Annotated in this window: 20 protein-coding genes; 12 read left to right on the top strand and 8 right to left on the bottom strand. The window is 75.9% G+C overall.

From position 1 onward, the window contains the following. Positions 1 to 78 precede the first annotated feature (78 nt). Positions 79 to 2,613, bottom strand: coding sequence for a SpoIIE family protein phosphatase (locus ACFCLZ_RS34035; RefSeq protein ID WP_380281742.1), 2,535 nt, complete (start codon positions 2,611 to 2,613; stop codon positions 79 to 81). A gap of 93 nt (positions 2,614 to 2,706) precedes the next feature. Between ACFCLZ_RS34035 and ACFCLZ_RS34030 the strand changes: the two genes are divergently transcribed. From ACFCLZ_RS34030 to ACFCLZ_RS34020, 3 genes are all read left to right on the top strand, one after another. Then, entirely contained in the window at positions 2,707 to 3,045 is a 339-nt protein-coding gene (locus tag ACFCLZ_RS34030; protein WP_380281741.1) for a DUF4326 domain-containing protein, read from the top strand. A 128-nt stretch (positions 3,046 to 3,173) separates the two neighbouring features. Continuing rightward, entirely contained in the window at positions 3,174 to 4,475 is a 1,302-nt protein-coding gene (locus ACFCLZ_RS34025) for a PQQ-binding-like beta-propeller repeat protein (protein WP_380281740.1), read from the top strand. A 67-nt stretch (positions 4,476 to 4,542) separates the two neighbouring features. Continuing rightward, positions 4,543 to 5,178 (top strand): uridine kinase, encoded by a 636-nt coding sequence (locus ACFCLZ_RS34020; protein ID WP_380286370.1) that lies wholly within the window; start codon positions 4,543 to 4,545, stop codon positions 5,176 to 5,178. Positions 5,179 to 5,251: 73 nt separating this feature from the next. Here ACFCLZ_RS34020 and ACFCLZ_RS34015 read toward each other — a convergent pair whose 3' ends face one another. From ACFCLZ_RS34015 to ACFCLZ_RS33995, 5 genes are all read right to left on the bottom strand, one after another. Continuing rightward, entirely contained in the window at positions 5,252 to 6,091 is an 840-nt protein-coding gene (locus tag ACFCLZ_RS34015; RefSeq protein ID WP_380281739.1) for a DNA-formamidopyrimidine glycosylase family protein, read from the bottom strand. A gap of 45 nt (positions 6,092 to 6,136) precedes the next feature. Further along, on the bottom strand, positions 6,137 to 6,613 hold the full coding sequence (locus tag ACFCLZ_RS34010; RefSeq protein WP_380281738.1) for a universal stress protein: 477 nt from the start codon (positions 6,611 to 6,613) through the stop codon (positions 6,137 to 6,139). 181 nt (positions 6,614 to 6,794) lie between these two features. Next, complete coding sequence (locus ACFCLZ_RS34005) at positions 6,795 to 7,805, bottom strand: zinc metalloprotease (protein WP_380281737.1); 1,011 nt, start codon at positions 7,803 to 7,805, stop codon at positions 6,795 to 6,797. A 306-nt stretch (positions 7,806 to 8,111) separates the two neighbouring features. Then, positions 8,112 to 8,822 (bottom strand): AAA family ATPase, encoded by a 711-nt coding sequence (locus tag ACFCLZ_RS34000; protein WP_380281736.1) that lies wholly within the window; start codon positions 8,820 to 8,822, stop codon positions 8,112 to 8,114. 178 nt (positions 8,823 to 9,000) lie between these two features. After that, complete coding sequence (locus ACFCLZ_RS33995) at positions 9,001 to 9,927, bottom strand: LLM class F420-dependent oxidoreductase (RefSeq protein WP_380281735.1); 927 nt, start codon at positions 9,925 to 9,927, stop codon at positions 9,001 to 9,003. Positions 9,928 to 10,081: 154 nt separating this feature from the next. Here ACFCLZ_RS33995 and ACFCLZ_RS33990 point away from each other — a divergent pair, with 154 nt between their 5' ends. Beyond that, a complete protein-coding gene (locus ACFCLZ_RS33990) occupies positions 10,082 to 10,459 on the top strand; it encodes a DUF6401 family natural product biosynthesis protein (RefSeq protein WP_380281734.1) in 378 nt (125 codons plus the stop codon). 23 nt (positions 10,460 to 10,482) lie between these two features. Here the strand turns inward: ACFCLZ_RS33990 and ACFCLZ_RS33985 are convergent, their stop codons facing one another. Next, positions 10,483 to 11,295 carry a hypothetical protein gene (locus ACFCLZ_RS33985; RefSeq protein WP_380281733.1) on the bottom strand — a complete coding sequence of 271 codons (813 nt, stop codon included), beginning with the start codon at positions 11,293 to 11,295 and terminating at the stop codon, positions 10,483 to 10,485. A gap of 205 nt (positions 11,296 to 11,500) precedes the next feature. Here ACFCLZ_RS33985 and ACFCLZ_RS33980 point away from each other — a divergent pair, with 205 nt between their 5' ends. The 6 genes from ACFCLZ_RS33980 to ACFCLZ_RS33955 all read left to right on the top strand — a co-directional run bounded on the left by ACFCLZ_RS33980 (position 11,501) and on the right by ACFCLZ_RS33955 (position 21,288). Further along, positions 11,501 to 12,274: a serine aminopeptidase domain-containing protein gene (locus ACFCLZ_RS33980; protein ID WP_380281732.1), complete on the top strand. Its 774-nt coding sequence runs from the start codon at positions 11,501 to 11,503 to the stop codon at positions 12,272 to 12,274. 159 nt (positions 12,275 to 12,433) lie between these two features. Further along, positions 12,434 to 12,871, top strand: coding sequence for a CU044_2847 family protein (locus ACFCLZ_RS33975; RefSeq protein ID WP_380281731.1), 438 nt, complete (start codon positions 12,434 to 12,436; stop codon positions 12,869 to 12,871). Then, positions 12,868 to 13,821, top strand: a complete 954-nt coding sequence (locus ACFCLZ_RS33970; RefSeq protein ID WP_380281730.1) for a trypsin-like peptidase domain-containing protein — start codon at positions 12,868 to 12,870, stop codon at positions 13,819 to 13,821. The genes ACFCLZ_RS33975 and ACFCLZ_RS33970 overlap by 4 nt, the downstream gene beginning before the upstream one ends. Next, positions 13,818 to 15,350 carry a hypothetical protein gene (locus ACFCLZ_RS33965; RefSeq protein ID WP_380281729.1) on the top strand — a complete coding sequence of 511 codons (1,533 nt, stop codon included), beginning with the start codon at positions 13,818 to 13,820 and terminating at the stop codon, positions 15,348 to 15,350. The genes ACFCLZ_RS33970 and ACFCLZ_RS33965 overlap by 4 nt, the downstream gene beginning before the upstream one ends. Beyond that, positions 15,347 to 16,489, top strand: coding sequence for an AAA family ATPase (locus tag ACFCLZ_RS33960; protein ID WP_380281728.1), 1,143 nt, complete (start codon positions 15,347 to 15,349; stop codon positions 16,487 to 16,489). The genes ACFCLZ_RS33965 and ACFCLZ_RS33960 overlap by 4 nt, the downstream gene beginning before the upstream one ends. A 5-nt stretch (positions 16,490 to 16,494) precedes the next feature. Then, positions 16,495 to 21,288 (top strand): SAV_2336 N-terminal domain-related protein, encoded by a 4,794-nt coding sequence (locus ACFCLZ_RS33955; RefSeq protein ID WP_380281727.1) that lies wholly within the window; start codon positions 16,495 to 16,497, stop codon positions 21,286 to 21,288. Positions 21,289 to 21,321: 33 nt separating this feature from the next. On the opposite strand, the gene ACFCLZ_RS33950 is transcribed toward ACFCLZ_RS33955, so the two are convergent. Further along, a complete protein-coding gene (locus ACFCLZ_RS33950) occupies positions 21,322 to 21,993 on the bottom strand; it encodes a TNT domain-containing protein (RefSeq protein WP_380281726.1) in 672 nt (223 codons plus the stop codon). Positions 21,994 to 22,199: 206 nt separating this feature from the next. On the opposite strand from ACFCLZ_RS33950, the gene ACFCLZ_RS33945 reads away from it, so the two are divergent. Together ACFCLZ_RS33945 and ACFCLZ_RS33940 are read left to right on the top strand one after the other, a co-directional pair. Then, positions 22,200 to 22,697, top strand: a complete 498-nt coding sequence (locus tag ACFCLZ_RS33945) for a hypothetical protein (RefSeq protein ID WP_380281725.1) — start codon at positions 22,200 to 22,202, stop codon at positions 22,695 to 22,697. 596 nt (positions 22,698 to 23,293) lie between these two features. Then, positions 23,294 to 24,724 (top strand): phytoene desaturase family protein, encoded by a 1,431-nt coding sequence (locus ACFCLZ_RS33940; protein WP_380281724.1) that lies wholly within the window; start codon positions 23,294 to 23,296, stop codon positions 24,722 to 24,724. Positions 24,725 to 24,730 lie beyond the last annotated feature (6 nt).

Below are 24,730 nucleotides of genomic sequence, written 5' to 3'. Positions count from 1 at the left end.
CCCCACCGGCACCCCGCCGCCCCACCGGCACCCCGCCGCCCCACCGGCACCCCGCCGCCCCACCGGCACCGCGCCGCCTCACCGGTACGCGATGAGCAGCAGCGCGATGTCGTCCACCCGGTGCGTGGAGCCGAGCTCGTGCAGCACCCGCTCGGCCAGCCCGTCCGGCCCCTCCGCCGCCGACCACCCGGCATCCGGACCCGCCAGGGCGGCGCACAGCCGCTCCACGCCCTCGTCGATCCCCACCGCCGGGTCCTCGACCAGGCCGTCCGTGTACAGCGCGAGCACCGAGCCGGGCTCCAGCACCAGCGGGCTGACCGGGTACGCGGCCGCCCGGTCCACACCGAGCAGCGGCCCGCCCGGCACGTCCAGCGCCTCCGCCCGCCCGTCCGGGTACCGCAGCACCGGCGGCACGTGGCCGGCCCGCGCGACCAGGGCGGTGCCATCCCCGGGGGTGAGCCGCACCAGGCAGCAGCTGGCGAGCAGCCCCGGGTCGAGGTCGAGCAGCAGCTGGTTGGTGCGGGCCAGCACCTCGTCGGGCGGGTGGCCGCTGGTGGCGAAGGCGCGCACGGCGCTGCGCAGCTGGCCCATGGTGGCGGCCGCGCCGACGCTGTGGCCCTCGACGTCGCCGATGACCAGGCACAGGTCCCGGCCGGTGACGACGGCGTCGTACCAGTCGCCGCCGATCTCCATGCCCTGGGTGCCGGGCAGGTAGCGGGCCGCGATCCGGACCTGCTCCAGGTACGGCAGCCGGTGCGGCAGCAGGGCCTGCTGGAGGCCCCTGGCCAGGGTGAACTCGGCGTCGTACAGCCGGGCGCGCTCCAGCGCCTGGGCGATGAAGCCGGCCAGCGCGGTGAGCAGGGCGCGCTCCTCCAGGGTGAAGACGCGGGGCCGGTCGAAGCCGAGGATGCAGCTGCCGACCGGGTGGCCGGAGGCGATCAGCGGCAGGAACGCCCACGCCCCCATGTCGTCCAGGGTGAGGTCGGGGTAGGCGGCGGCCAGCTCGTCGACGGACTCGAAGAAGATCGGGGTGCCGCTGGTGAGCGTCTCCGCGCCGGGTACCCGGGTGTCGACCGGGATGCCCTCGAAGCGGTCGAGGAAGCCGTCGGGGTAGCCGCTCTGCGAGACCAGGTGCAGCCGCTTGTCCCGCACGGCGTAGACGGCGAGCTCCTGTCCGCCGAGCGCCGGGAGGATCTCGTCGGCCACCGCCCGGAACACCTCGCTGGCGGTGACCGCCTCGCTCAGCGCGCTGGCCAGCTGGAGCAGGTGGTACATGGCGCCGAGGCCGGTCCAGGCGCCGGGCGGGGCGGGTTCGGCGGGCGGCTCGGCGGCGTCCGGCGGCGGCTCGGCGGCGACCACCCGGCCGGTGACGCCGTGCGCGTCGGGGTAGAGCGAGACGGCCAGCCAGCTGTCCGGCGGGCGCAGGGCGAGGAACGCGGTCGGCTGCTGGGAGAGCAGCGCGGCCCGGTAGCGGTTCTCGTACACCGGGTCGGAGAGCCAGGGCAGCACCTGCCACGGGTGGTGGCCGAGCAGGTCCTCGCGGCGGGCCTGCAGCAGCAGCTCGACACTGTGGTTGGCGTAGGTGATCCGGCCGTCCGGGTCCATCGAGAACACGCCCTCGCGCAGCCGTTCGACGGCGGCGGCCGCGGCGGTGCCGGTCCGGGTGTCGAGGACGGCGCCGACCAGCCGGCCCCACTGCTCGGGGGCGTTGTGCGGCACCCGGGCCCAGAGTTCGACGGGGTAGGGGTGGCCGTCGCGGTCCAGCACCCGCAGCCGGGCGGCGAGCACCCGGTCCCCGTCGAGGGCGCCGCGCACGGCGGCCCGGAACTCGGGCAGGTCGCCGGGGGCGATCCGGGCGGACAGGGTGTCGGCGCGGCCGTCGAAGTCGCCGGGGGCGAGACCGAAGATCTCGCAGAACTGGTCGTCGGCGGTGACCGCGCCGGCCAGCACGTCCCAGTCGAACAGGCCCACCCGGGTGGTCGGCGCGGACGGCGGGGTGAGTTCGACGACCGTGGTCTCGCCGTTCGGCTCCACCGCGTGGCCGTCGGCCTCCAGTCCGGCCAGGCCGCCGGCCAGCCGGTCGGCCACCGCGCGCAGGTGGCGGCGTGCGCCCTCGGGCACGCCCTCGCCCGAGGCCGGCCACAGCACGCCCAGCACCCCGTAGGTCTCCTCGCCCACCCGGACCGGGACCCAGGCGGAGGCGAAGTCGTACGGCAGGCCGAGGGCCAGCTGCGGGAAGCGGCGCATGGTGTCCTCGGTGTCGGCGAGCAGCACCGTGCGACCGGTGCGGTAGCCGACCGCGACCGGCAGCGGCCCGGCGGCGGCGATCCGCCGGAACGGGCCGAGGACGGACAGCGGCACGCCCGCGACGGCGCACAGCACCAGCGAGCGGCGGTCGCGGGAGCGCAGGTAGAGGGTCGCGCCGTGCGCGTCCGTACCGCCGAGCACCGTGCGCACGGCGGAGGTCAGCAGGGCGTCCCGGTCGCGGGCCGCCCACTCCTCCGGGGGCAGCGCGATGTGCTCGCGGAGGCGGTGCGGCTCGGGTCGCGCCACCCGGGCACCGCCGCCGCTCGGTCGCGGACCGGGCGGGTCCGCCGGCTCACCCTCGCGCATGCTCTCTTGCTACGCCGGGCCCCGGGGGCTGTCAAGGCGAGCCCCACCCGTCCCGAGGTGCCCGGCCGCCCCGGCCGCGCCACCATCGACCCCATGACGCTCCGCACCCCCGGCCCCGGTCCGACCACCGTGGTCAACCTGAAGGGCCACCGCGACGACCCCGCGTTCGCCGACGTGGTCTACGTCGGCCGGGCGATGCACCGCGGCGGCTGGCACCTCGCCGAGTCCGCGCTGCACTGCCCGTACCGCCCCGGCCCGGACCTCTCGCGCGAGGAGATGCTGGTGAAGTACCGCGCCCACCTCCTGGCCCGCCCCGACCTCCTCGCGCTCGTCCCCGGCCTGCGCGGCCACCGCCTCGGCTGCTGGTGCGCCCCCCTCCCCTGCCACGCCGACGTCCTCGCCGGCCTCGCCGACCACGGCCTCCCTTCCTGACCGGCGGCGGCCGGGTGACCGGGCGGGCGGGGTGCCGTCCGGCGGGGTCGGCGGTGGAGGCGGTTTGGGTATTCTCCGTGGACAGCGCAGCGCAGAACGGCTGCCCCGGGGGAGACGAGTAGCGAAGCATGGGGTCCACACCGTCCGATCGTCCGGCGGGAGAGGCGTCCTGGCAGTGGGACGGGGACGACGAGGGACGCGCCACCGGTGCGCCCGGTGATGTGGTGAGCGGGGGCGCGGACGGCGACGGTGGCGGCTCGTGGCCGACCCGGCGCCGGCTGCTGACCGGGGCCGGGGTCCTGGCGGCGGGTGCCGCGCTCTGGGGGGTGTCCCGGGCGGTGGGCGGGTCGAAGCCCGAGCCGCCGAAGCCGCGGCCGGTGCCGACCCGGGTGGCCGGCCCGGAGCCGACGTGGGTCTACCAGGGCCCCGAGCCGATGGCGCCGGGCCGGCTGAACGGCCGACTGCTCGCGCCCTCCTACATCACCCGCGACCGTATCCGCCTGCTCGACGAGGCGACCGGCTCCGTGACCGACACCGTCGAGGCCGCCGCACCGAAGGGCGTTCCGGACGACAGCCCGCTGATCGTCGGGGCGGGCCGACTGTTCACCACCTCGACCGGCCACGTCGACGCCCGGACGCTGGTGGGCCCCGCCGCGAACTGGAGCCTGCCGCTGCCCCCGGAGCTGGGTGACTGGATCACCCTGCTCGGCTGCGACGGCGGCCAGGTGTACGGCCGCGTCGCCGGCAGGTCCGCGGTGCGCGGCAACCTGTTCGCGATGGACGCCACCGGCAAGGACCTGCTCTGGTCGCGCCCGGCCGCCGAGCGCGGCGAGCTGGTGGTCTCCGTGCTCGACACCGGCGCCGGCCGGCTGCTCGCCTGGGACGCCGACCCGACCGCCGGCCTCGCGCTGCTGGACGGCGCCACCGGCCGCCGGCTCTGGTCCACGGCGAACACCGGTACCTCCTGGTCCGCCGTCGACCAGCGGCACGTCTACCTCCCGGCCGGGTCGGGCGGCGTCCAGGCGCTCCGGATGGAGGACGGCACGCCGCACTGGTCGGTGCTCCCCCGGCCCGGCGAACAGTGGCGCGCCCTGCCGCCGGTGAGCGACGACTTCCGGGTGTACGTGCTGCGCGACAACGGGCTGGTCACCGCGCACGCGGCGGACGACGGCGCGCAGGTCTGGCAGCTCCAGCTGCCGTTCCGGCTCGACCGGCGCTGCCGCCCGCTGCTGACCAGCACGATCCTGGCGGTGCCGGGCCCGGCCGACCGGGGCGTCCACTTCGTCGCGACGGAGTCCGGCCGGGTGTTCACGACCTTCGCGGACTCCGGCCCCGGGATCGACGTCTGGTCGGTGGCCAGTGACGGCACCCGGCTGTTCGCGGGCCACGACAACACCCTCTACTGTCTCGGTGTCCTGCCCGTGCCCTGAACGTCCGTGCCCTTCGACGACGAGCGCCGCCCCTCCCGTTCCCCCGACGCAGGATGATGCCGTGCCGATTCGCCCGATCCCGATCTCGCCCGAGCGGCTCGTCGAGCTGCTCGCCGACCGGATCGCCGCGCTGCCCGGGGCCGGCGGGCGCCGGCTGCGGGTGGCCGTGGACGGTGCCCCGGCCGCCGCGCCGGGGGTGCTCGCGGACGCCCTGGTCGAGCCGCTGCGGCTGCGCGGCCTCCCGACGCTGCGGGTCCCGGCGGCGGGGTTCCTGCGCCCGGCCTCGGTCCGGTTGGAGTACGGCCGGCAGGACGCGGACGCCTTCCACGACCTCTGGCTCGACGACGGCGCGCTGCTGCGCGAGGTGCTGGACCCGCTGGAGCCGGGCGGCAGCGGCCGGGTGCTGCCCTCGCTGCGGGATCCGGTGACGGACCGCTCCACCCGCGCGCCCTACACCGAGCTGGCGCCCGGCGGGGTGCTGCTGCTGGACGGCGCGCTGCTGCTGGGCCGGTGGCTGCCGCTGGAGCTGACGGTCCACCTGGCGCTCTCCCCGGCGGCGCTGGCCCGGCGGACGGCGCCGGAGGAGCGGTGGACGCTGCCCGCGTTCGCCCGCTACGAGGCCGAGACCGTACCGGCGGAGGCGGCCGACCTCACCGTCCGCTTCGACGACCCGCGTCACCCGGCGCTGGTGGAACCCGCCTGACCCCCGGCCCCGCCCGCCCGTCCGACCGCCGCTGCCCGACCGCCGGCCCCCGCCGCAGCTGCCCGAACGGTCCTCAGCGCCCGCGCCGTCCGGGCGGCCCCGACCGTCCGGACCGGACCGCCGGGGCCGGGCCGCGCTGGCAGGACGGGCACCAGTAGGCGGGCCGCTGCTGCGGGGCCGTGCCGTGCTCCGCCGTCAGCACCGTGGCGCCGCAGCGCGCGCAGGGCCGCCCGGCCCGGTCGTAGACCCACTGCTGGTGGCCGCGCCGGGTGTCGCCGGTGGTGACGTGGCCGGAGCGCATCCGGTTGGCGTCCAGGAGCTGGTGGGCGCGGGCCACCAGGCGGTCGGCGCTCGGGAGTTCGCCGACCGGCGTCCACGGGGTGACGGCGGCCAGGTAGCACAGCTCGTTGGCGTACACGTTGCCGATGCCGGCCAGGTTGCGCTGGTCGAGGAGGGCCTCGGCGACCGGCCGGCCGGGGTGGGCGAGCAGTCGGCGGACGGCCTCGCCCTGGTCCCAGTCGGGCCCGAGCAGGTCCGGTCCGAGGTGGCCGACGGCGCGGTGCTCGTCGGTGGTGCGCAGCAGTTCGACGACGGGCAGCCGGTAGCCGACGGCGGTGCCCCGCTCGGTGCCGAGGACGGCGCGGACCTGGTGCAGGGGCGCGCCGGTCCAGCGCTCGCCGGGGCGGAAGACCACCCAGCGGCCGTCCATCCGCAAATGTGTGTGCAAGGTGAGGCCGCCCTCGATGCGGGTGAGCAGGTGCTTGCCGCGCGGGACCACCTCCAGCACCCGGCGTCCGGCGAGGTCGGCGGTGGCGTGGGCGGGCACCCGCAGCTCGCCGGTGGTCAGCACCTGCCCGGCGAGGGCCGCGTGCAGGCGGGCCGCCGCGCGGAAGACGGAGTCACCTTCTGGCATGTCTCCATCCTGCCTCCGCGCGGCGGCCCGCCGCAGCCGCTCGCCCTACGCCGCGCCGTCCCCGGCCGCCTCCTCGCCGCCCACGCCGTGGCGGACCACGACCACCGGGCAGGGGGCGTGCTCCGTGAGGTGCCGGCCGACCGAGCCGAGCAGGGCGCCGGTGAATCCGCCGAGGCCGCGGCTGCCGACCACGACCAGCGCGGCGCCGCGGGCCGCCTCCAGCAGCGCCTGGGCGGCGTTGCCGGGGACCACCGACTCGGCAATCCGTACCTCGGGCTGGGCGCCGACGGTCTTGGCGACGGTGTCGGAGAGGGTCTTGCCGGCCAGTTCCTCGGGGTTGAACTCGGGGGCGGGCACGCTCGCCCCGGCCCATCCGTAGAACGCCGGGTACTCCCAGGCGGCGATGGCGTGGACGGTGCCGCCGGTCAGCCGGGCGTAGTCGACCGCCCAGCGCAGCGCCTGCTCCGAGGCGGGCGAGCCGTCGACACCGACGACGATCCTGGGGTTCGCGCTGTTGGCCATGCCGCTGCTCCTTGCTCGACGTGCTGTCTTGCCTCTCTTGCGCTCCAAACATAGATCAACAGGGACATTTGCCCGCCAATTGCCGCGCCGATCGGTTCGTACACCTCCGAAACCGGTACCGGCGGGTGCGCGGCACCGTCGCCGCGCACCCGCCAGGGCTCCGAATGACGACCGGGGGCCGTCAGGCCCGGTAGGCGGCCCAGGAGTTGGACATCCGGGTGACCTGGCCGGCGGTGAACTGCGTCATGCAGGAGTCGTAGGTGTAGTCCATGAAGTTGTGGATCGGGTCGACGCCCGTGGAGGTGCAGGTGTCCCGGCCGGCCGGGCACTGGTAGGCGGCGCTGGCCTCGGCCGGGGTGTCGGCGACGTAGTCGCCCTGGCCGCTGCAGCCGCCCTGGAAGGTGTGGTAGAGCCCGAGCCAGTGGCCGACCTCGTGGGTGGCGGTGTCGCCCTCGTTGTAGTTGGCGGCCGAGCCGCCGGGGAACGAGGAGTCGAGGATGACCACGCCGTCGTCGGTCGGGTTGGACTTGTAGGAGCTGGGGAAGGTCGCCCAGCCGAGCAGCGACTGGCCGAGCTTGGCGCTGTAGAGGTTGAGGGCACTCGCCCCGCCCTTGCGCAGCGCGGTCTTCATCGCCTTCTCGGCGCTGGAGCCCGGGGCGACGCCGTTGTACCAGGTGGCGTTGTCGGTGTAGTCGGTGGCGGCCAGCTGGAAGCGGAACTGGCTCGCGGTGTTGCCGCTGCCCTGGCCGCCGTACGCGGCGTTGAGGACGTCGATCTGCTTGGCGATGGTGGCGGCCGACAGCTTGCCGGTGGTGCCGGAGTGCACGACGTGCACGTAGACCGGGATGGTCGTGGCGGCGGCCGGCGCGCCGGGGGCGACCAGGGCCCCGCTCTGGGGGGAGTGCGCCAGCTGGGCGAGCCGGGCCTGGAGGTCCGCGTCCATCGCCTTGGCCTGGGTCTCGGTGACGGCGTTGGGCTCCTGGCCGGTGGGGCCGCCGGCGGGCTTGCGGGCCGCGGCGTCCTGGGAGCCGTCGCCGGTGCAGGCGGTGGCGGACGGACCCTGGGCGGCCGCGCCGGCGGCGGCGGGCGCGGTGGGGGCCGCGAACTGGGTGAGGCCGAGGGCGGCGACGACGGCCGCCGCGCCGAGGAAGCGGCTGGTGGCACGCGAGGGGACACGGGCGGAACGACGCATCTGCGCTCCTGGGGAGGTGGTGGGGGACGGCGGTTGAGGGGGGCCGCCGTGCCACAGGCTACGCAGAGTCGCGTGTACGCGTCAGGTCCGTTCCGGCCTGGAACTTCTGACGACAAATCAGACATAATCCGGAAGTTTGAGCGGCCCGACGTCACCGCACATGAGCATTTCCCGTCGCGCGCATGCGCACAGTACCGGCCCCGGCCTGTCCGAAACGTGACACCCCGTCTGCTCCGCGCAGCGGTGCGGCGGCCGGCGGGACAGGACGAACGGGATGAACCGGGCACCCGAACCGCCTCGCCGAGACTACGACGCCACGAAGACGATCTCCCGCAGGGCACGCGCACCGGCCCGGTCGAGTACCACGGCCGACGCACAACCGGCGGGCGGACGCCCCGTCCCGGCCAGCCTGGAGCGCAGCCGCCGGGCGGCCTCCCGGTGCCGGGCGAAGGCGTACACGGAGACGGACTGCCCGCGGGCGCGCTGGCCGTCGCGGGCCTCCTCGGCGGTGGCGTCCAGCAGGACCAGGTGCACCCGCCGCCCCTGCCGCTCGGCCTCCCGGACCAGCCACTGCCGCACGTACGGCACCGCCCCGCAGTCGTGCACGGTGAGCGGACCGCCCGCCCGCACCGCGCGCCGCAGCCGCCGGTAGTGCGCGATCCGCACCAGCGGGCGGTACACCGCGTACGGCAGCCAGGACGGCAGCCGGGCCGCGTACTCCTCGCGGACCAGCTGCGAGTCGACCAGCGGGGCGCGCACGCAGCGGCGCATCAGCGTGCTCTTGCCGCTGCCCGGCAGCCCGGAGACCACCAGCAGGTCGCCCGCCGGGTAGTGCAGCGCGGTGGGCCGGCCCCGGCCGGGCCGGGTGTGCCGCAGGTCCTGCAGACCGCGCGGGCGCAGCACCCCCGCGGCCGGCTCGGCCGCGACCTCCGGGCAGCCGGCCCGGGGCGCCGGGACCGCCGGCCGGTCGGGGGCCACCCGGTCGAGAACCGTCCTGGAGACCTGTGCGTCCGCCATCGAAACCCCCTGCTCCCCGCCGGCCCGGGCTCTCCCGGACCCGCCTCCCGAAGAGCCTTCCCCTTCAAGAGAGAGTAAAGACTAATGGTCAGAGCGGGTCCGGGCCGAGCCCTTTACCGCCCCAGGTGCGTCACAGAAGCGCACCGGGACCGTTACAGGCGGCCGGTGAACGGACCGCTCAGCCGAGCTGCGGGGCGATCCGGGAGGCGATCAGCTCCAGGTGGTCGAGGTCGTCCAGGTCCAGGACCTGCAGGTAGATCCGCTGGGAGCCGACGGCGGCGTACCGGCCGATCTTCTCCACCACCTCGTCCGGGGTGCCCGCCAGGCCGTTGGCCTTCAGCTCGTCGACCTCGCGCCCGATCACGGCGGCCCGGCGGGCCACCTCGGCGTCGTCCCGGCCGACGCAGACCACCAGCGCGTTGGAGTAGACCAGGTCGTCGGCCCTGCGGCCGGTCCGCTCGGCCGCCTCGCGGACCCGGCCGAACTGGGCGGCGGTGTCCTGCGCGGAGGCGAACGGCAGGTTGAACTCGTCGGCGAACCGGGCGGCCAGCGCCGGGGTGCGGGTCGGGCCGCTGCCGCCGACCAGGACCGGGATCTTCGCCTGGGCCGGCTTGGGCAGCGCCGGCGACTCGCTCAGCCGGTAGTACTTCCCGGCGAAGTCGAAGGTCTCGCCCAGCCCGGTGCTCCAGAGACCGGTGACGATCTCCAACTGCTCCTCCAGCCGCCCGAACTTCTCCTTCGGGAAGGGGATGCCGTAGGCGGTGTGCTCCGCCTCGTACCAGCCCGCGCCGAGGCCGAACTCCACCCGGCCGCCGCTCATCGCGTCGACCTGGGCGACCTGGATGGCGAGCACGCCGGGCAGCCGGAAGGTGGCGGCGGTCATCAGGGTGCCGAGGCGGATCGTGCTGGTCTCGCGGGCGAGGCCGGCCAGGGTGATCCAGGCGTCGGTCGGGCCGGGCAGGCCGCTGACCCCGCCCATCCTGAGGTAGTGGTCGGAGCGGAAGAAGGCGCTGAAGGCCCCCAGTTCCTCGGCGGTGCGGGCCACCCGGAGGAGCATGTCGTAGCTCGCGCCCTGCTGGGGTTCGGTGAAGATGCGCAGATCCATACCGGCCATTGTGGTACCGACCGCACCGCGCTCAGGACGGATCCGCCGAACCCGTGCCCACGGCTCGGCGGCGGACCGCCCGCGTGGCCAAGGTCTCAGCCCGGAACCTCCCCGCACGGCGAAAGCCCCTCCCGGGCTCGCCTACGGTGGACGGATGTTCGCCACGCCCGACGAGTCGCACCGGGGCTCCCCCGACGACTCCCCCGACCCGCGCAACCGCCCGGCCGGCTGTCCGCTGCCCGGGATCGTCGCCGCCTTCACGCCCCGGCTCGCCGAGTTCGCCTTCGAACCCGGCTTCACCGCGGCGGTCGACCAGCACGCCGCCGAGCTGCGCGAGCTGCTGTACGCGCAGGGGCCGGAGCTGCTGCCCCGGCCCCTGGACCGTGAGGAGTTGTCCGACTACGCGCTGGGCTTCCTCGACGCGCTCGCCGAGATCGGCTGGCGCGAACCGGTCGGGTACGACTACGCGGTGCACCGGCTGACCGCGATCTGCTGGCTGGTCCGGCAGGACCCCCTGTTGGGGCGTGTCTGAGCGGTGCGGCCTCCGCCCGCCGGTCAGCCCGGCTGCTCGCCCGGCCGGCCGGGGTCGATCCCCGGGGCCTGCGGCGGCGCGGCCTGGGTGGTCGGCCGGGCCGGCTGGTTGGCCAGCGCGTCCGAGCGGCCGGCCTGGTAGGCGCTGCCGCGCAGCTTGGCGGTCTCCTGCTCGGCACTGGAGAGCCAGCGCTCCCAGCGCTGCCGCATCGGGATGATCAGACCGCCGCCGACGCCGACGATCAGGACACCGGCGATCGAGGCGAGCACCGCGACCAGCACCGGTCCGGTGATCGCGGTGGCGATCCCGGCCTGTCCGAGCGCCGCGACCACACCCAGCAGGACGATGAACGCCCAGGCGACGGTGGCCACCGTCCGCCCGTACGCCGCGCCGGACAAGGCGCCCTGCACGATGTCGCGCACGGCGTTGGCGATGGCCATGGCGACGACCACGATGACGACCGCGACGATGCCCTTCGGCAGCCAGGCGACGATGCCGTTGATCATCACGCTGATCGGGTTCGGGCCGAAGACGCCGAACGCCAGCTGCAGGGCCATCAGCAGGATCGCGTAGTAGACGATCTTGCTGACGATCCCGGTCAGGTCGTACTTCGAGCCCTCCAGGTGCCGGGCGATCCCGGCCCGCTCGGCCACCCGCTCGGAGCCGACCCGGCGCAGCACCCGGTCGAGCACCCGGGCGATGGCCTTGGCGACGAACCAGCCGATGACCAGGATCGCCAGGAAGGCGATGAACTGGGGAATGAACTTGGCGACCTTCGACCAGGCCTCGGTGAAGCCGGAGCCGAAGTCGACGGACAGGGCGAGCTGCTGGGCCACGGGAGTCCTCCACTCGGCGACTCCGCGCCGGGAACGGCGCGGGCCCCCCACTCTTCGTGGATAGCAGGCTCCCCGGGGGCCCGCATGCCCCGGCGGCCCGCGCTGGCCTCCCCGGGTGAACCCGCTCCGGCCGCCGGGGGGGTTCGCCGCGTGCGCCCGGCGCGTACAGTGGCGGTCCACGGCAACGGACGGGAGCGGGGCGACGTTGGGCGACAACGGCACGGGCGGCCACCGGGCGCTGGTCTGGCACGGACTGCCGGAGCGGCCGGGCGCCGCGGTGCTGGTCCTGCACGGCGGCCAGGAGCACAGCCTCTCCCGGCCCGGCCCGCTCAACCTGGCCGGACTGCGGATGGCCGGCTTCGTGCACGCGCTGCGCCGCGAGACGGCGGGCGCGGGCGTGGCGGTCGGCACCGTCCGCTACCGCCACCGGGGCTGGAACGGCGAGCGGGCCGACGCCGCCCGGGACGCCGTCGCCGCGCTGGACGACCTCGCCGAGGCGCTGGGGCCGGTGCCGACCGTCCTGGTCGGCCACTCGATGGGCGGCCGGGCCGCCCTGCACGCGGCGGGCCACCCCACGGTCACCGGCGTCGTGGCGCTCGCCCCGTGGTGCCCGGCCGAGGACCCGTGCGAGCAGTTGGCCGGCCGCGACGTCCTGATGCTGCACGGCGACCTCGACCGGGTCACCTCCCCCGCCGCCACCCGGGCCTTCGCCGCCCGCGGCCGCGCCGCGGGGGCCCGGGTCTGCGGCTACACCGTCGCGGGCACCGGCCACACCCTGATGCGGCGGATCGGCGACTGGCACCGCGCCGCCGCCCGGCTCTCCGCCGGCCTGCTGGGCCTGCGCGACCTCCCCCCGGAGGCCGCCGCCGCGCTCGCCCTGCCCGCCGCCTCCGACGCCTCCCTCGCCCTCCCCCTCCCCGGCCACCCCCGCACCGCCCCGGCCCTCCACCCCGCCCGCGCCCTGCCCACCGACGCCTGAGCGGACGGCCCGGGCGGTGCAGGAACCGGGGCACCGTACGGCCCCGGACCTGCCCGGGCTCCCCGCACCCCGGCCGACTCGGGCGTACCGGCCCAACGGCCTGCGGGGACCGGTATCCTGAGGGATCGTCGGAACGGATCTTCAAAGGGGCGGGGCCCGGTGACCGAAACGGTGACGATCGATCTCGGGGACGGCACGACCGTCCGGGCCGAGGTGGTCGGCGAGGTGAACTTCCAGCAGCCGGAAGCGGCTTCGGGCGAGGTGGACGGGGACGGGTCGGGGGACGCCGCCTTCCGCGCGGGCCCGCGAGCCGGCGCGCAGCTGGGTTCGGCCGTGCTGCTCACCCTCGACGAGGTGCGCAACACCGTTCAGGGCCTGGGCCGTTGGGCGGCGAACAGCATCGCGCAGGACGCGGCCGGCGCACCCGACGCCTTCGAGGTCGAGTTCGGGCTCAAACTGGCGGTCAAGTCGGGCCGGCTGCTCGGCGTCATCGCCGAGGCCGGCAGCGAGGCCGGGCTGACCGTCCGGCTCTCCTGGGACCTCGCGGAACGCCGCCGGCAGGCCGCCGCGCAGAGCACCCCGGCCGACGCCGAGTGACCGGCAGAGCCCTGCTCGGTCTCGCCGAGGCCGAGGCCCTGCGCCACTGCACCGTCACGATCGACTTCGCGGGCTCCTTCCGCGGCAGCGGCTTCCTGGTCGCCCCGGGCCTCGCCGTCACCGCCGCGCACGTCCTCGTCGCGGCGGCGCCGACGGACCGGGTGCGGATCCGGCACGCCTGCGGCGACCACGACGTCGCGGCCGACCGCATCCGGCTGGCACCGGCGCAGGGCGACCGCAGCAGGTTCCACCCGTTCCCCGACCTCGCCCTGCTCTCCGTGCCCGGCTGGACCGACCACCCCGTGGCCCGGCTCGCCGCCGAGGAGGCCGAGCCGGACACCGTCCTCACCGCCCTCGGGTACTCCACCTACACCCCCGGCCCCGGCGCCCAGCCCGACACCCTGGCGCTGCGGGTCGTCGGCCGCGCGGCGGACTTCGTCGGCGTGCGCGGCGACGGCATCCGCGACGGCCACAGCGGCAGCATGCTGGTCGGGGCGGACGGCCTGGTGCGCGGCGTCCTCAAGGGCAGCCGTTCCTACCAGCGCGACGAGGGCGGCTGGTTCACCCCGGTCGGCGCCCTGGCCGCGCTGCTCGCCGAGGCGGGAGTCACCCTCGGACCGCCGGACGCCCCCGCCGCGCCGCCGAGCGACGGCGAACTCGTCGCCGCCCTGATGGCCTTCCGGCTGCTGCGGCGCTCCGACGGGCGGTTCCTGCTGCTGGACGCCATGGGCCGCCGGCTCGGCCTGCCGTACGCCTTCGAGGCGGACGAACTCCCCGACCAGCGGCTCCACCTGCACGGCATCGTGGACGGCTGCCGGAGCTTCCGCGACGGGCGGGTCGCGCTGCGGGCGCTGGTCGCCGCACTGGAGGAGCTCGCCCCGGACGACGGGGCGCTCGACGGCCTGCGCACGCTCGTCGGGCGGGCGGTCGACGGCCCGGAGGGCGCATGAGCGGAGCGGGGGACGTCGCACCGGCCCCGAGACCGTGGGCCCCGGAGGCGGACCGGCTGCTGGTCAACGTCCTCCTCGGCTTCCGGCAGATGTCCGAACAGCCCTTCCGGAAGCGGGTGGTGGCCCTCGTCGGGCAGTCGGCGGCGGCACCGGGCATCGGGGCGGACATCGTCGAGAACGGCCAACCGCGCGCCCACGTCTGGGAGCTGGTCGACGCCGTCGTGGCGTGCGCCGACCCCTGGGGCGCGCTGGACGCCCTCCAGGAGGCCCTGCGCACCCTGGCCCCGAACGACGGGGCCCTGCCCTGGCTGGAGCTGACCGGGCTGGCCGTGGGGCGCGGCGACGACCCGCCCGCCGGTGAACTGATCCCCCTGATCGCCGAGTTGCGCACCCTTCCGATGCTGCCCGGGCTGGGCCGCCACGTCCCCGAGAACACCGGTGCGCTCCGGACCCCGGCGCCCGAGGAGACCCTGCCCGCCATCCTGCGCCGCCTCCTCGACCGGCGCTCCTCCGACATCCTCGGGCCCCTCACCGCCTTCCTCCACGCGCTCGGCGCCGATCCGGACGTCATCCGCTGCGCCACCCTCCCCGAGCTCGGCGCCGATCCGGACGCCGCCCTCCCCGTCCTGCGGCGCTTCCTCGACACCTTCGGCGTCCCCGCGCCGGTCACCGCCGCCAACGGGCCCCCGGAGCGGCTGATCGTCCAGATCCGGCTGGACGAGGAGAGCCCGGAGCACACCGGTGACAGCCGCTACCGCCTGCACGTCTCCTACTACCGCCAGCCGCTGGCGGGCGGACCCTTCCGGCGGGCCGGCAGCCACAGCGACACCCGGTCGTTCACCAAGAGCGAGCTGCTCACCACGGGCAGCGCGCGGCTGTACGTCTGGAAGGAGCTGAAGCAGGCGATCTTCCGCTCGGCGGGCCCGGTCCGGATCGAGTTCCTGCTGCCGCGCTCCATCCTCGGGTACGCCGCCGAGCTCTGGTCCGCCGGCCCCACCGGCCGCCCGCTGGGCCAGCACCACCCGGTGGTGGTGCGGCAACTGGAGCGGTACACCGACCTGTTCCCGGACCTCCAGGTCTGGCGGGACCGCTGGGAGCACATCGGTGTCCGCGGCACCGATCCGGCCGAGGTCCTCGGCCGGATCGGCTGGCCCTCCCTCGACCCCGCGCACGTCGCCGACCTGCCCCGGTGGCTGGACGCCGACCGGAACGTCGCCTGCATGGGCCTGGACATCCCGTACGACCAGCTCGCCCCCGAGGTGCAGTACGCGGTGGACAACGCGATGTACTTCAGCGGAATGCCCGTCCTGATCTGGCGGCGGGTCGCCGGTGACGCGGGCCCCCTCGTCGAGGCCCTGCGCGAGCACCGCCCGACCCGGCTCGCCGAACTGCCCGACACCGTCCACCGGTACCGCAGGAAGATCCAGGGGCAGGTCGCGGACCCGGAGCACACCGTCACGCTGCTCTGGGACGACCCGGACTGCGTGGATCCGGACCAGGACTACCTCTTCCCGGGGATGGCCGGATGACCGGCCACCTCCGCGCGCCCGAGACCACCCACAGCGAGGAAGGAGCGGCCATGGCCGAGGACTGGTGGGTCTACCGGGGCACCGGCGGTCCCCACGACGGGATCGCCGGGCTCCCCCCGGCACCCCCCTGGCGCGCCTTCGGCGCCCCGGGCACCGACCCCTCGACGCTCCCCGCGCCGCCCCCGCAGGACGCGGCGGCCGGGCTGACCGCCCGCCGGCTCGGCAAGGCCCGCCAGGCCGCCGCCTACCGGGCTGACGAACGGGAGGTGCAGGCGGTCAACCTCGCCCTGCACCTGCGCCGCCCGCTGCTCATCACCGGCAAGCCCGGCGTCGGCAAGTCGACCCTCCCCTACGCGGTCGCCCGCGAGCTGCGCCTCGGCCCGGTCCTGCGCTGGTCGATCAGCAGCCGCTCCGCCCTGCGCGACGGGCAGTACGCCTACGACGCGATCGGGCGGCTGCACGAGGCCGGACTCTGGCGGGAGAAGGACCGGCGCGCCGAGCGGCCCGAGGAGCGACGGCGCTACGGTGTCCACCGCGACCGTGCCGACCGTGAACCCCCCGCCGTCGGCCGGTTCCTGCGGCTCGGCCCGCTCGGCACGGCGCTGCTGCCCTGGCGGACCCCCCGGGTGCTGCTGATCGACGAGCTCGACAAGAGCGACATCGACCTGCCCAACGACCTGCTGAACGTCTTCGAGGAGGGCGAGTTCGAGATCCCCGAGCTGTCACGGCTGGGCCCCGGGGCGCAGGAGATCGGCACCGCCGACCAGGGCCGGACGGCGGTGGTGCGCGGCGGCGTGGTGCGCTGCGCGGAGTTCCCGCTGGTCGTGCTCACCAGCAACGGCGAACGGGACTTCCCGAGCGCCCTGTTGCGGCGCTGCGTCCGCTTGGAGATCCAGCCGCCGGACGAGGAGCGGCTCGCCGCCATGGTCGCCGCCCACCTGGGCGAGGAGGCGGGGGCCTCCCCGTCGACGTCCTCGCTGATAGGCGAGTTCCTGCGCCGGCAGCGGGAGGAGGGCGCGGAACTGGCCAACGACCAGTTGCTCAACGCCCTGCTGATGGCCGGGCGCGGACTGTGGGACGGCGGACGGGGGCACGACGTCCTGCACGACGTGCTGCTGCGCCCGCTCAACGAGAGCTGACACCGGTGCAGCGGCCGGTGGAGGAGGGGCTGAGGGACGCGCTCGCCGGTCTGCTCGACCCGGCCGGCGGCGGGCCGACGGCCGAGGACGTCGCGGACGTGCTGTGGATCGCCCGGCTGACCGGGCCGCCCGCGGCGCCGACGGCCGAGGAGCCGCCGCCCGCGGCGGACCGGCCGCTGCCTCCGTCTCCGGCGCCTTCGCCTGCGGCGTCCACGGCGCCGCCGCGCCCCTCCCTGCCGCCGTCGCTCCCGCCATCGCTCCCGCCGCCGACACCCCCGCCCGGCCACCGTCCCGGCCCGCGGCGCGCCGCCGCGACGGACCCCCGACCGGCCGCCCGACCGGCCGCCGGGCCCACGGCCGCGCTGCACGCCCGCGAGGGCACCGCCACCCCGGACACCCCGGGGGCGCGCGGCGGCCACGTCGTCCAGGTCGTCCAGCCCGCCGCACTCGCCGGCGGCCTCGGCCTCGCCCGGGTGCTGCGCCCGCTGCGCCGCCCGGTCGACGCACCGGGGCGGGCGACCCTCGACGAGGAGGCGACCGTCGAGGCCACCGCCGAGACGGGCATCCTGCTCCCGGCCTGGCGCCCCGCCCAGCAGCCGCACTTCGCCGTCGACCTGCTGGTGGACACCGGCGCCACCATGGCGGTCTGGCACCGGCTCGCCGGCGAGCTGAGCACCCTGCTGGAGCGGCACGGCGCGTTCGCCGACGTACGCTGCTGGGCGCTCGGGACGGACGGGCCGGTGCCGACGCTCGCACCGTTCCACCGCCGCCGCCCGGCCCGGCCGGCCGAGGGGACGGCGCAGCGGGCGCACTGGTCCCGGCCGCTCACGGACCCGACCGGCCGGCGCATCCTGCTCGTCCTCACCGACGGCGTCGGCCCGGCCTGGTACGGCGCGGAGCTGCCGGGCTTCCTGGCGCAGGCCGCCGTCGCCCGGCCCACGGCCGCGCTCCAGGTGCTGCCCCGGCGGCTGTGGCACCGGACGGCCCTGCGCACCGCCCCCGTCGAGGCGCGGGCCGCCGTGGCGGGCCGGGCGGTCCCGGAGTTCCGCTCGAACGCGGCCCTGCCCGGCGTGCCGCGCGGCGCCCGCGGAGCCGCCGAGCGGGCCGGCGTCCGGTGGCTGCCGGTGCTGGAGGTCGACGCCGACTGGCTCTCCCCGTGGGCCGAGCTCACCGCCGGGCGCGCCGCCGGGTGGACGCCGATGCTCGCCGCGCCGATCGGGGGCGTGCCGCGCCCGCGGCGGCCGGCGGTCACCGCCGAGGACACCGTCTCGCCGGGCGGCCGGGTCGACCGGTTCCGGGCGGGCAGCTCGCCGACCGCCTACCGGCTCGCCTGCCACCTGGCGGCGGCCCCGCTGAGCCTGCCGGTGATGCGGCTGGTCCAGCGGGCGACGGTGCCCGAGTCCGGCCAGACCGACCTCGCCGAGCTGTTCGTCTCCGGCCTGATCGAGACCCGGGGCACGGCCGACGACCCGGACGAGCAGGTCTACGACTTCCGGACGGGCGTCCGGGACGAACTGCTCGCCGAACTGACCCGCACCGAGTCGGTCCACGTCCTGCAGCACGTCCTCGCCAAGGTCTCCGGCCGGGTCGCCTCGACCTTCGGCGGCACCCTCGACTTCCGCGCCCTGGCCACGATCGGCGCCGACGGCGACGGCGTCCTCCTCCCGGACCGCAGCCTGCCCTTCGCCGAGGTCGCGGTGGCCGTGCTGGCCGGCGCGGGCGGCCAGCACGCCGCCCTCGCCACCCGGCTGGCGCGGGCGGTCCGACGGCACGCGGACGGCACCGGCGCTCCGGTCCCCAGGCCGGAGCTGCTGGACCCCGTCCTGCCGGTGCGGAGCCCGCCCGAGTTGCCGGACATGATCGGGCGGCGGGCCGAACTGGCCGCGCTCGCGGACGCCTTCGACCCGGCCCGGCCGCCGCTCGCGCCCGGGCGCCCCCGGCTGGTGGTGATCGCCGGCGAACCGGGCTCGGGCCGCCGCCGGCTCGTCCAGGAGTACGTCGGGCGCCACGGCGGGCGCCACACGTTCAGTCACTGGATCAACGCCGGCACCGTCACGTCCCTCGCGACCGGACACAGCTGGCTCCGCCGCGCGCTCACCCCGGAGGGCGAGCCCCTCGACGAGCCGTTGCCCACCGCGCTGTGGCAGCGGCTCGCCCGGTACCGGGACTGGCTCCTGGTCGTCGACGGGGTCGCCCCGCTCGACGACCTCGACCGGAGCCTGCGCCCCCTCATCGCTCCCGATCAGGGCGAGGGCTGTGTCATCGTCACGACCGACCGCGCCGACGGCTGGTCCGCCGTGACCGCCACGGTCGTCACCCTCGGCCCGCTCACCGACGAGGAGATCCTGGAGGCGCTGCGGGCCCGCCTGGGCGAGGCCCACGACCCGGCGGACCGCGCGCAGCAGGAGCGGTTGCGGGAGGTGGCCGGTCGGCTGCCGCGCTCCCCGGAGTTCCTGGCCGGGTACCTCCTCGACTCCGAGCTCGCGCCGATCCGGGCGGAGGCGGCGCGCCGGCGCCCGCCCGGGCGCACCACGGGCCGGGGGTCCGGCGCCCCGGCGTCCGGGGCGGACGCCGCCGACGACCGGGCGCGCCCCGCGGTCCCGGTGGTGCCTACCGGCGAGCCGCCGCTCACATGGGCGGCCCTTCGGCCACCGCGCTCCCCGGACATCCGGCAACCGGCCTCCGACAGCCCGCAACCGCCGACGGCCGCGGGGGCCGGGGAGGCGCTGGGCGAGCGCGGCCCGAACGGCCCGTCACCCACCCCCCGGCCCTGGCACCCCGCCGTACGGGTGTCCCGCCAATTCACCGGCCGGGAGAAGGAACTCGACGACCTGCTCCGGTTCCTCGCGCCCCGTGCGTCCGCCGTCCCCCGGACTGCTCTGGTCACCGGCCTGCCCGGGGTGGGGAAGTCCGAACTGGTCGTCCAGGCCGTCGGCCGGGCGGTCGAGCGGCGGTGGTACCCCGGCGGAGCCTTCTACCTCGACCTGGCGCACCGGGACACCGGGCTCCGGCTCACGCCCGGGGAGAGCCTGAACGCCATGCTCAAGGCCCTCGGCATCACCGGCGACCTCCCGGCGACCCTGCACGACCGGGCCGCCCTCTACCGCAGCACGCTCGCCGCGATCGGCCGGCGGGACGGGCCGGTCCTGGTGATGCTGGACAACGCGACGAGCGAGGCGCAGGTCCTCGCACTCCTGCCGGACGACGGCCGCGTCACCACGGTCGTCACCTCCCGCCGGGTCCTGCCGATCGAAGCCACCCGATGGGACGTGGACGTGCTGCCCGCCGAGCGGTCCGTCCAGCTCCTCCAGAACGCCCTGCAAGCGCTCCGGCCCGACGACACCCGCGTCGGCCGGGCGCCCAACCAGGCACTGGCCCTCGCCGAACTGTGCGGCGGCCTGCCGATCGCGCTGACCGTCTGCGCCGGTCTGCTGGCCGACGACCCGAGCCTTCCGGTGGGCTCGCTGGTCGAGCAGGTGACCGCCCCCAACTTCCACATCGACCAGCTCCACCACGGCTCGCGGCACGTGGACGCGGCGTTCCGCGAGTCGTACGCGGAGCTGTCCCTCGAGGAGAACAAACTCCTCCAGTCGCTCACCGTGTACCCCCACCCCGAACTGTCCACGGACATCGCCGCCGGTCTCGCGCGCCTCGACTTCCCGCAGGCGGACCGGCTCATGGCGGGGCTGGCCCGCGCACGGCTCCTCGAGCCCGCACCGTCCGGGGGCCACTGGCGCCTCCACCCCATGGTCAGGCTCTACGCCTCCAACCAGATCGTCCACCGCTCCGGCTTCCCCGCCGAGCGCACCCGGCTGCTGGTGCACTACCGGACCCTGACGGAGGCCGCCACCGAAGCCGCCCGTCGCGACTCCGCCGACCCGTCCGCCGGGCGTTTCCAGGATCCCGCCGAGGCGGCCGACTGGCTGCGGACGGAGCGGTCGATCCTGGTCGCGCTGATCGTCTTCGCGGCCCGGCACGACCTCGCCGACGACGCCCTCGTCCTCGCCGCCCGGCTGATGCCCTTCCTCGTCGACGGGGGCCACGTCGACGATGTCACCACCGTGGCGAGAACCGTGGTCGCCGTCGACGGCCGACGGGGGAACCGCGACGGCGCGACGACGCTGCTGCGCGGTGCCGATACCGCCGTGCCGCCGGGCCCGTACTCCTCACCCGTCGAATCCGACCGCCGGCTCGCCCGCGCGCGCCTGCTCCAGCTCGTCGACGGCACGCTGACGGCGCACCAGCTGCACCTCGCCGTCCAAGTGCCGGACGGTGCCGCGATGATGGGGATCGCCACCGCGGCGGCCCTGACCGCCGTCCTGTTCGCCACGGGCCTCGACGGCGCGGTGATCGAGCCACCGGCCTCGTTCGGCACCGACCGCCTGATCACCGTCACCGACCCCGCCGACCCGCTGGTGAGCGCCGGGAAGGTCGTCCTGGAGCTCTGGGACAGGCTCAACTCGGCCGCTCTCCCCGACCGGTCGGCCTCGCGGATCACCCTCGCCGTCCACTACGGGCCGCCCCCCTCCCACCAGCCCAGGGCGGCCCAGCTGAGGAACCGGCTGACGCGGGCGCCGGACCGTCCGGGAACGCCCATCGCGGCCGTCGCCGTCTCGGAAGCGGTGTTCGGCATGCTCACCGCCCGGTTCGGCACGGCCGTGGCCCTCGACTTCGATCTGATCATCCCCGTCGGGACGGTCCGCCCCGACGACGAGCCGACCTACCTGTACAGCGGCGACCCCCAACTCCTGGGCGTGATGCTCTCCGACCCCACCGGGCAGCGGATCATCGAATCCTGACCGGCGGGGTGGGCGAGGCATGACCGGGAGGCGTCAGACGAGGCAGCTGGAGATAGGCTCAATAGCCAGGAGGTGGGCGTCCAGGAGGCTTTGCACGTTGGACGCCTTCGGCTCCAGGGTCTTGTCCAGCATCTGCTGAATGCCGCCGCCGGGCTGGCCGAAGCCGGAGGCGATCCGGCCCTGCTGGACCTTGAACGACGTCTTCACGACGTAGCAGTGGTAGCTGTCCTCCTCCGCGCCGTTCTTGACGATGGGGTTGAGGCTGTCCGGCGGAATGGCGCGCTTGGGGTAGGAGGTGCCCGCGTCGGAGAGGTAGCGGCCGTCGGTGTCGCCGAAGCGGTCGAGCAAGGTGCCCTCCTTCAGTTCGAAGGGCGCCTTGTCGATGGTGCCGTTGTCGTCGAGGAAGCCGTTCTCCTCCGGGTACTTCCAGTTGAGGCCGTCGCGGTACCAGGAGAGGAACTGTCCCGGCCTCAGGCCGCCGGTGCGGTTGTAGTCGGTGAGCAGCTTGGCCGCCGGCAGCGTCTTCAGCTCCTTGGGGCCCAACTCCTTGAAGCCGCAGTAGTACTTCAGCAGGTCCTCGGCGGTCGGCCGGTACTGCTCGCGCGGACATTCGAGGGCGTCGGCGGCGGCGCTCTGGACGGCGACCGTACCGGTCGACAGCAGGGCGGCCGCCAGGGCGAGGGCGGCGAGGTTGCGGGAGCGCATGGGGGGCGTGTCCTCCGGGGGTGGGCGAAGCAGGGCACACAACGGATCGATCGGAACCGGAAGTTACACGCCCCGGCACCGCCGCTTCGCGGACGAAACGCCCGCTCGGCGACCGTTCACCCGTTCAGCGCGGGAGGTGCGATGTCAGTGGCATCTGATCCACTGTCCCTGCACCGGAACCACCGAGCAGACAGGAACCACCGGCCATGGGCGTGCTGACCGACTACTTCCGCGCGGCCGACGACGGCGCCGTCCTCGCCGCGATCGAGCACGCCGAGGGCGGGCCGCTGACCGGCGGCCCGCGGCCGGTGTTCGACGGGTTCGAGGCCAAGGGCGTGGACCCGGACGTCGTCCTGGGGCAGCTGATAGCCGTCGTCCGAGGCCTGGAGTGGGCGGTCGACCTGGTCGGCGAGACCCCGGTGTGGCCCACCACGCCCCCGCCCGGCCGGGAGGGCCCCGTCGACGAGGACGACCCCTGGGCCACCGGACCGTGGGTCATGCGGCTGGCCCGCGCCGTACGGGACACCTTGGCGGACCTCGCCGACGCCGAGGTCCCGGCCGTCAGCGCCCGGTGGGCGGCGGAGGCGGAGGAACTCGACGCCGCCGACGGCGAGGAGCTGCGGCCACTGGTCGAGGACCTGGCCGCACTGGCACGCCGCGCACGGGAGGCGGACGAGGACCTCTACTGCTGGACCTGCCTCTAGCGCCGCCGCGTCAGGACGGACGCGTGAGCGAGAGCGAAGCGGCCCTGTCGGCGTCGCCACGCGAGCTCAACGATCCGGCGTGGCCGCGGCCCACTTCGGTGTCGTCGACTTCGCTGATGTGATGACCGTTCGACCGGCCGAGTCGGACGCCCCCGGTCGGCGACGGCATCACTGTCCGGGACACCACCTTCCACGGACCCACGGCCATGGCGGTCGGCACCGGGAACATCATGACCATCCACTTCCCGCCCCCACCGTCCTGGCCGACGAGCTGAAGCTCCTCGGCCCGGCCGAGGCCGGGGACCTCGCGGGAGCCGTGACCGATCTGCAGGCCTTGGTGCCCGACCAGATCGCCGTCCTCGGACTCGACAGCCCGGCGGTCGACCGGACCACCCGGCTGCTCGAACGGTGGCGCACCGGCTGAAAGCAGTATTGGGTGCGGACCCGGATCCTCACACGGTCCTGGTCTTCCCGCCTGCGCATCGGTGACGGCGGCCGGACCGTCGTGGCTCTGCCCGCCGGCGGGGAGGCCTGCGGCCCGGACGGGTGCGCGGGGCCGCAGCGCTGAGGGTGCGCGGATGGGGGATGCTGACCCCATGAGTACCGCGGTGGTGGTGGGCGGCGGCCCCAACGGGCTCGCCGCCGCCGTCCGGCTGGCGCGGGCCGGGGTGCGGGTGACCGTGCTGGAGGCCGCCGAGGAGGTGGGCGGCGGGGCGCGCAGCGGCGAGGCGATCGTGCCCGGGCTGCTGCACGACCACTGCTCCGCCGTCCACCCGATGACCATCGGCTCGCCGTTCCTGCGCGGCCTCGGGCTGGAGCGGTTCGGGCTGGAGTTCCGGCTGCCGGAGGTCGACTGCGCGCACCCGCTGGACGACGGCACGGCCGGCGTCCTGTACCGCTCGGTCGCCGCCACCGCCACCGCGCTGGGCGGCGCCGACGGGCGGCGGTGGCGGCAGCTGTTCGAGGGGCCGGTCGCCGGTTACGACCGGCTCGCCGCCGACATCATGGGCCCGCTGCTGCGCCTGCCCCGCCACCCGCTGCGGCTCGCCCGGTTCGGGCTGCCCGCCCTGCTCCCGGCTTCCGTCCTGGCCCGGGCGTTCTCCGGCGAGCGGGCGCGGGCGCTGTTCGGCGGGGCGGCGGCGCACGCGTTCCGGCCGCTGCACCGGCCGCTCAGCGCGGCGATCGGGCTGGGACTGCTCACCTCGGGGCACCGGTACGGCTGGGCGGTGGCCGCCGGCGGGTCGGGGGCGATCACCCGGGCGCTGGTCGCGCTGCTCACCGAGCTGGGCGGGACTGTCGAGACCGGCGTCCGGGTCCGCGACGCCGCCCAGCTCCCCGCCGCCGACCTCGTCCTGTACGACCTCGCGCCCGGCGCCGTCGCCGACATCCTCGGGGACCGCCTCCCGCCCCGCGCCGCCCGCGCCTACCGCCGGTTCCGCCACGGGCCCGGCGCCTTCAAGGTCGACTTCGCCGTCGAGGGCGGCGTCCCGTGGACGGCCGAGCCGGCCCGCCGCGCCGGCACCGTCCACCTCGGCGGCACCTTCGCGGAACTCGCCGCCGCCGAGCGCGCCGTCGCCGCCGGACGGATGCCGCGGCGCCCGTTCGTCCTGGTCGGCCAGCAGTACCTCGCCGACCCGCAGCGCTCCGTCGGCGACATCCACCCGCTCTGGACCTACGCCCACGTGCCGAACGGCTATCCGGGCGACGCCACCGAGGCGATCACCGCCCGGATCGAACGCTTCGCCCCCGGTTTCCGCGAGCGGATCATCGGCCTGGCCGTCCGCCGCCCCGCCGACTTCGCCGCCGACAACCCCAACTTCGTCGGCGGCGACATCATGACCGGCGCCAAGGACGTCCCCCGGCTCCTCCTCGGCCCCCGCCCCACCCTCCACCCCTACGCCACCGGCCTCCCCGGCCACTACCTCTGCTCCGCCGCCACCCCACCGGGCCCCGGCGCCCACGGCATGTGCGGCGCCCACGCCGCCGAGGCGGCGCTGGCTTCCCTGCGGAACCGGACGCGGTCGTGACAGCAC

Origin of the sequence: Kitasatospora purpeofusca (genome assembly GCF_042691725.1) — a bacterium.
Lineage (GTDB): Bacteria > Actinomycetota > Actinomycetes > Streptomycetales > Streptomycetaceae > Kitasatospora > Kitasatospora purpeofusca_B.
Note: the sequence above shows the minus strand (reverse complement) of the source record. Positions and strands in the feature narration are given on the sequence as shown.

Excerpts from the sequence above, each read along its gene's own strand:
- ACFCLZ_RS33940 (WP_380281724.1), top strand. The coding sequence starts at position 23,294 with ATGAGTACCGCGGTGGTGGTGGGCGGCGGCCCCAACGGGCTCGCCGCC.
- ACFCLZ_RS34015 (WP_380281739.1), bottom strand. The coding sequence starts at position 6,091 with ATGCCAGAAGGTGACTCCGTCTTCCGCGCGGCGGCCCGCCTGCACGCG.
- ACFCLZ_RS33965 (WP_380281729.1), top strand. The coding sequence starts at position 13,818 with ATGAGCGGAGCGGGGGACGTCGCACCGGCCCCGAGACCGTGGGCCCCG.
- ACFCLZ_RS34005 (WP_380281737.1), bottom strand. The coding sequence starts at position 7,805 with ATGCGTCGTTCCGCCCGTGTCCCCTCGCGTGCCACCAGCCGCTTCCTC.
- ACFCLZ_RS33950 (WP_380281726.1), bottom strand. The coding sequence starts at position 21,993 with ATGCGCTCCCGCAACCTCGCCGCCCTCGCCCTGGCGGCCGCCCTGCTG.
- ACFCLZ_RS33995 (WP_380281735.1), bottom strand. The coding sequence starts at position 9,927 with ATGGATCTGCGCATCTTCACCGAACCCCAGCAGGGCGCGAGCTACGAC.
- ACFCLZ_RS34025 (WP_380281740.1), top strand. The coding sequence starts at position 3,174 with ATGGGGTCCACACCGTCCGATCGTCCGGCGGGAGAGGCGTCCTGGCAG.
- ACFCLZ_RS34035 (WP_380281742.1), bottom strand. The coding sequence starts at position 2,613 with ATGCGCGAGGGTGAGCCGGCGGACCCGCCCGGTCCGCGACCGAGCGGC.
- ACFCLZ_RS33945 (WP_380281725.1), top strand. The coding sequence starts at position 22,200 with ATGGGCGTGCTGACCGACTACTTCCGCGCGGCCGACGACGGCGCCGTC.
- ACFCLZ_RS33990 (WP_380281734.1), top strand. The coding sequence starts at position 10,082 with ATGTTCGCCACGCCCGACGAGTCGCACCGGGGCTCCCCCGACGACTCC.
- ACFCLZ_RS33960 (WP_380281728.1), top strand. The coding sequence starts at position 15,347 with ATGACCGGCCACCTCCGCGCGCCCGAGACCACCCACAGCGAGGAAGGA.
- ACFCLZ_RS34000 (WP_380281736.1), bottom strand. The coding sequence starts at position 8,822 with ATGGCGGACGCACAGGTCTCCAGGACGGTTCTCGACCGGGTGGCCCCC.
- ACFCLZ_RS34030 (WP_380281741.1), top strand. The coding sequence starts at position 2,707 with ATGACGCTCCGCACCCCCGGCCCCGGTCCGACCACCGTGGTCAACCTG.
- ACFCLZ_RS34010 (WP_380281738.1), bottom strand. The coding sequence starts at position 6,613 with ATGGCCAACAGCGCGAACCCCAGGATCGTCGTCGGTGTCGACGGCTCG.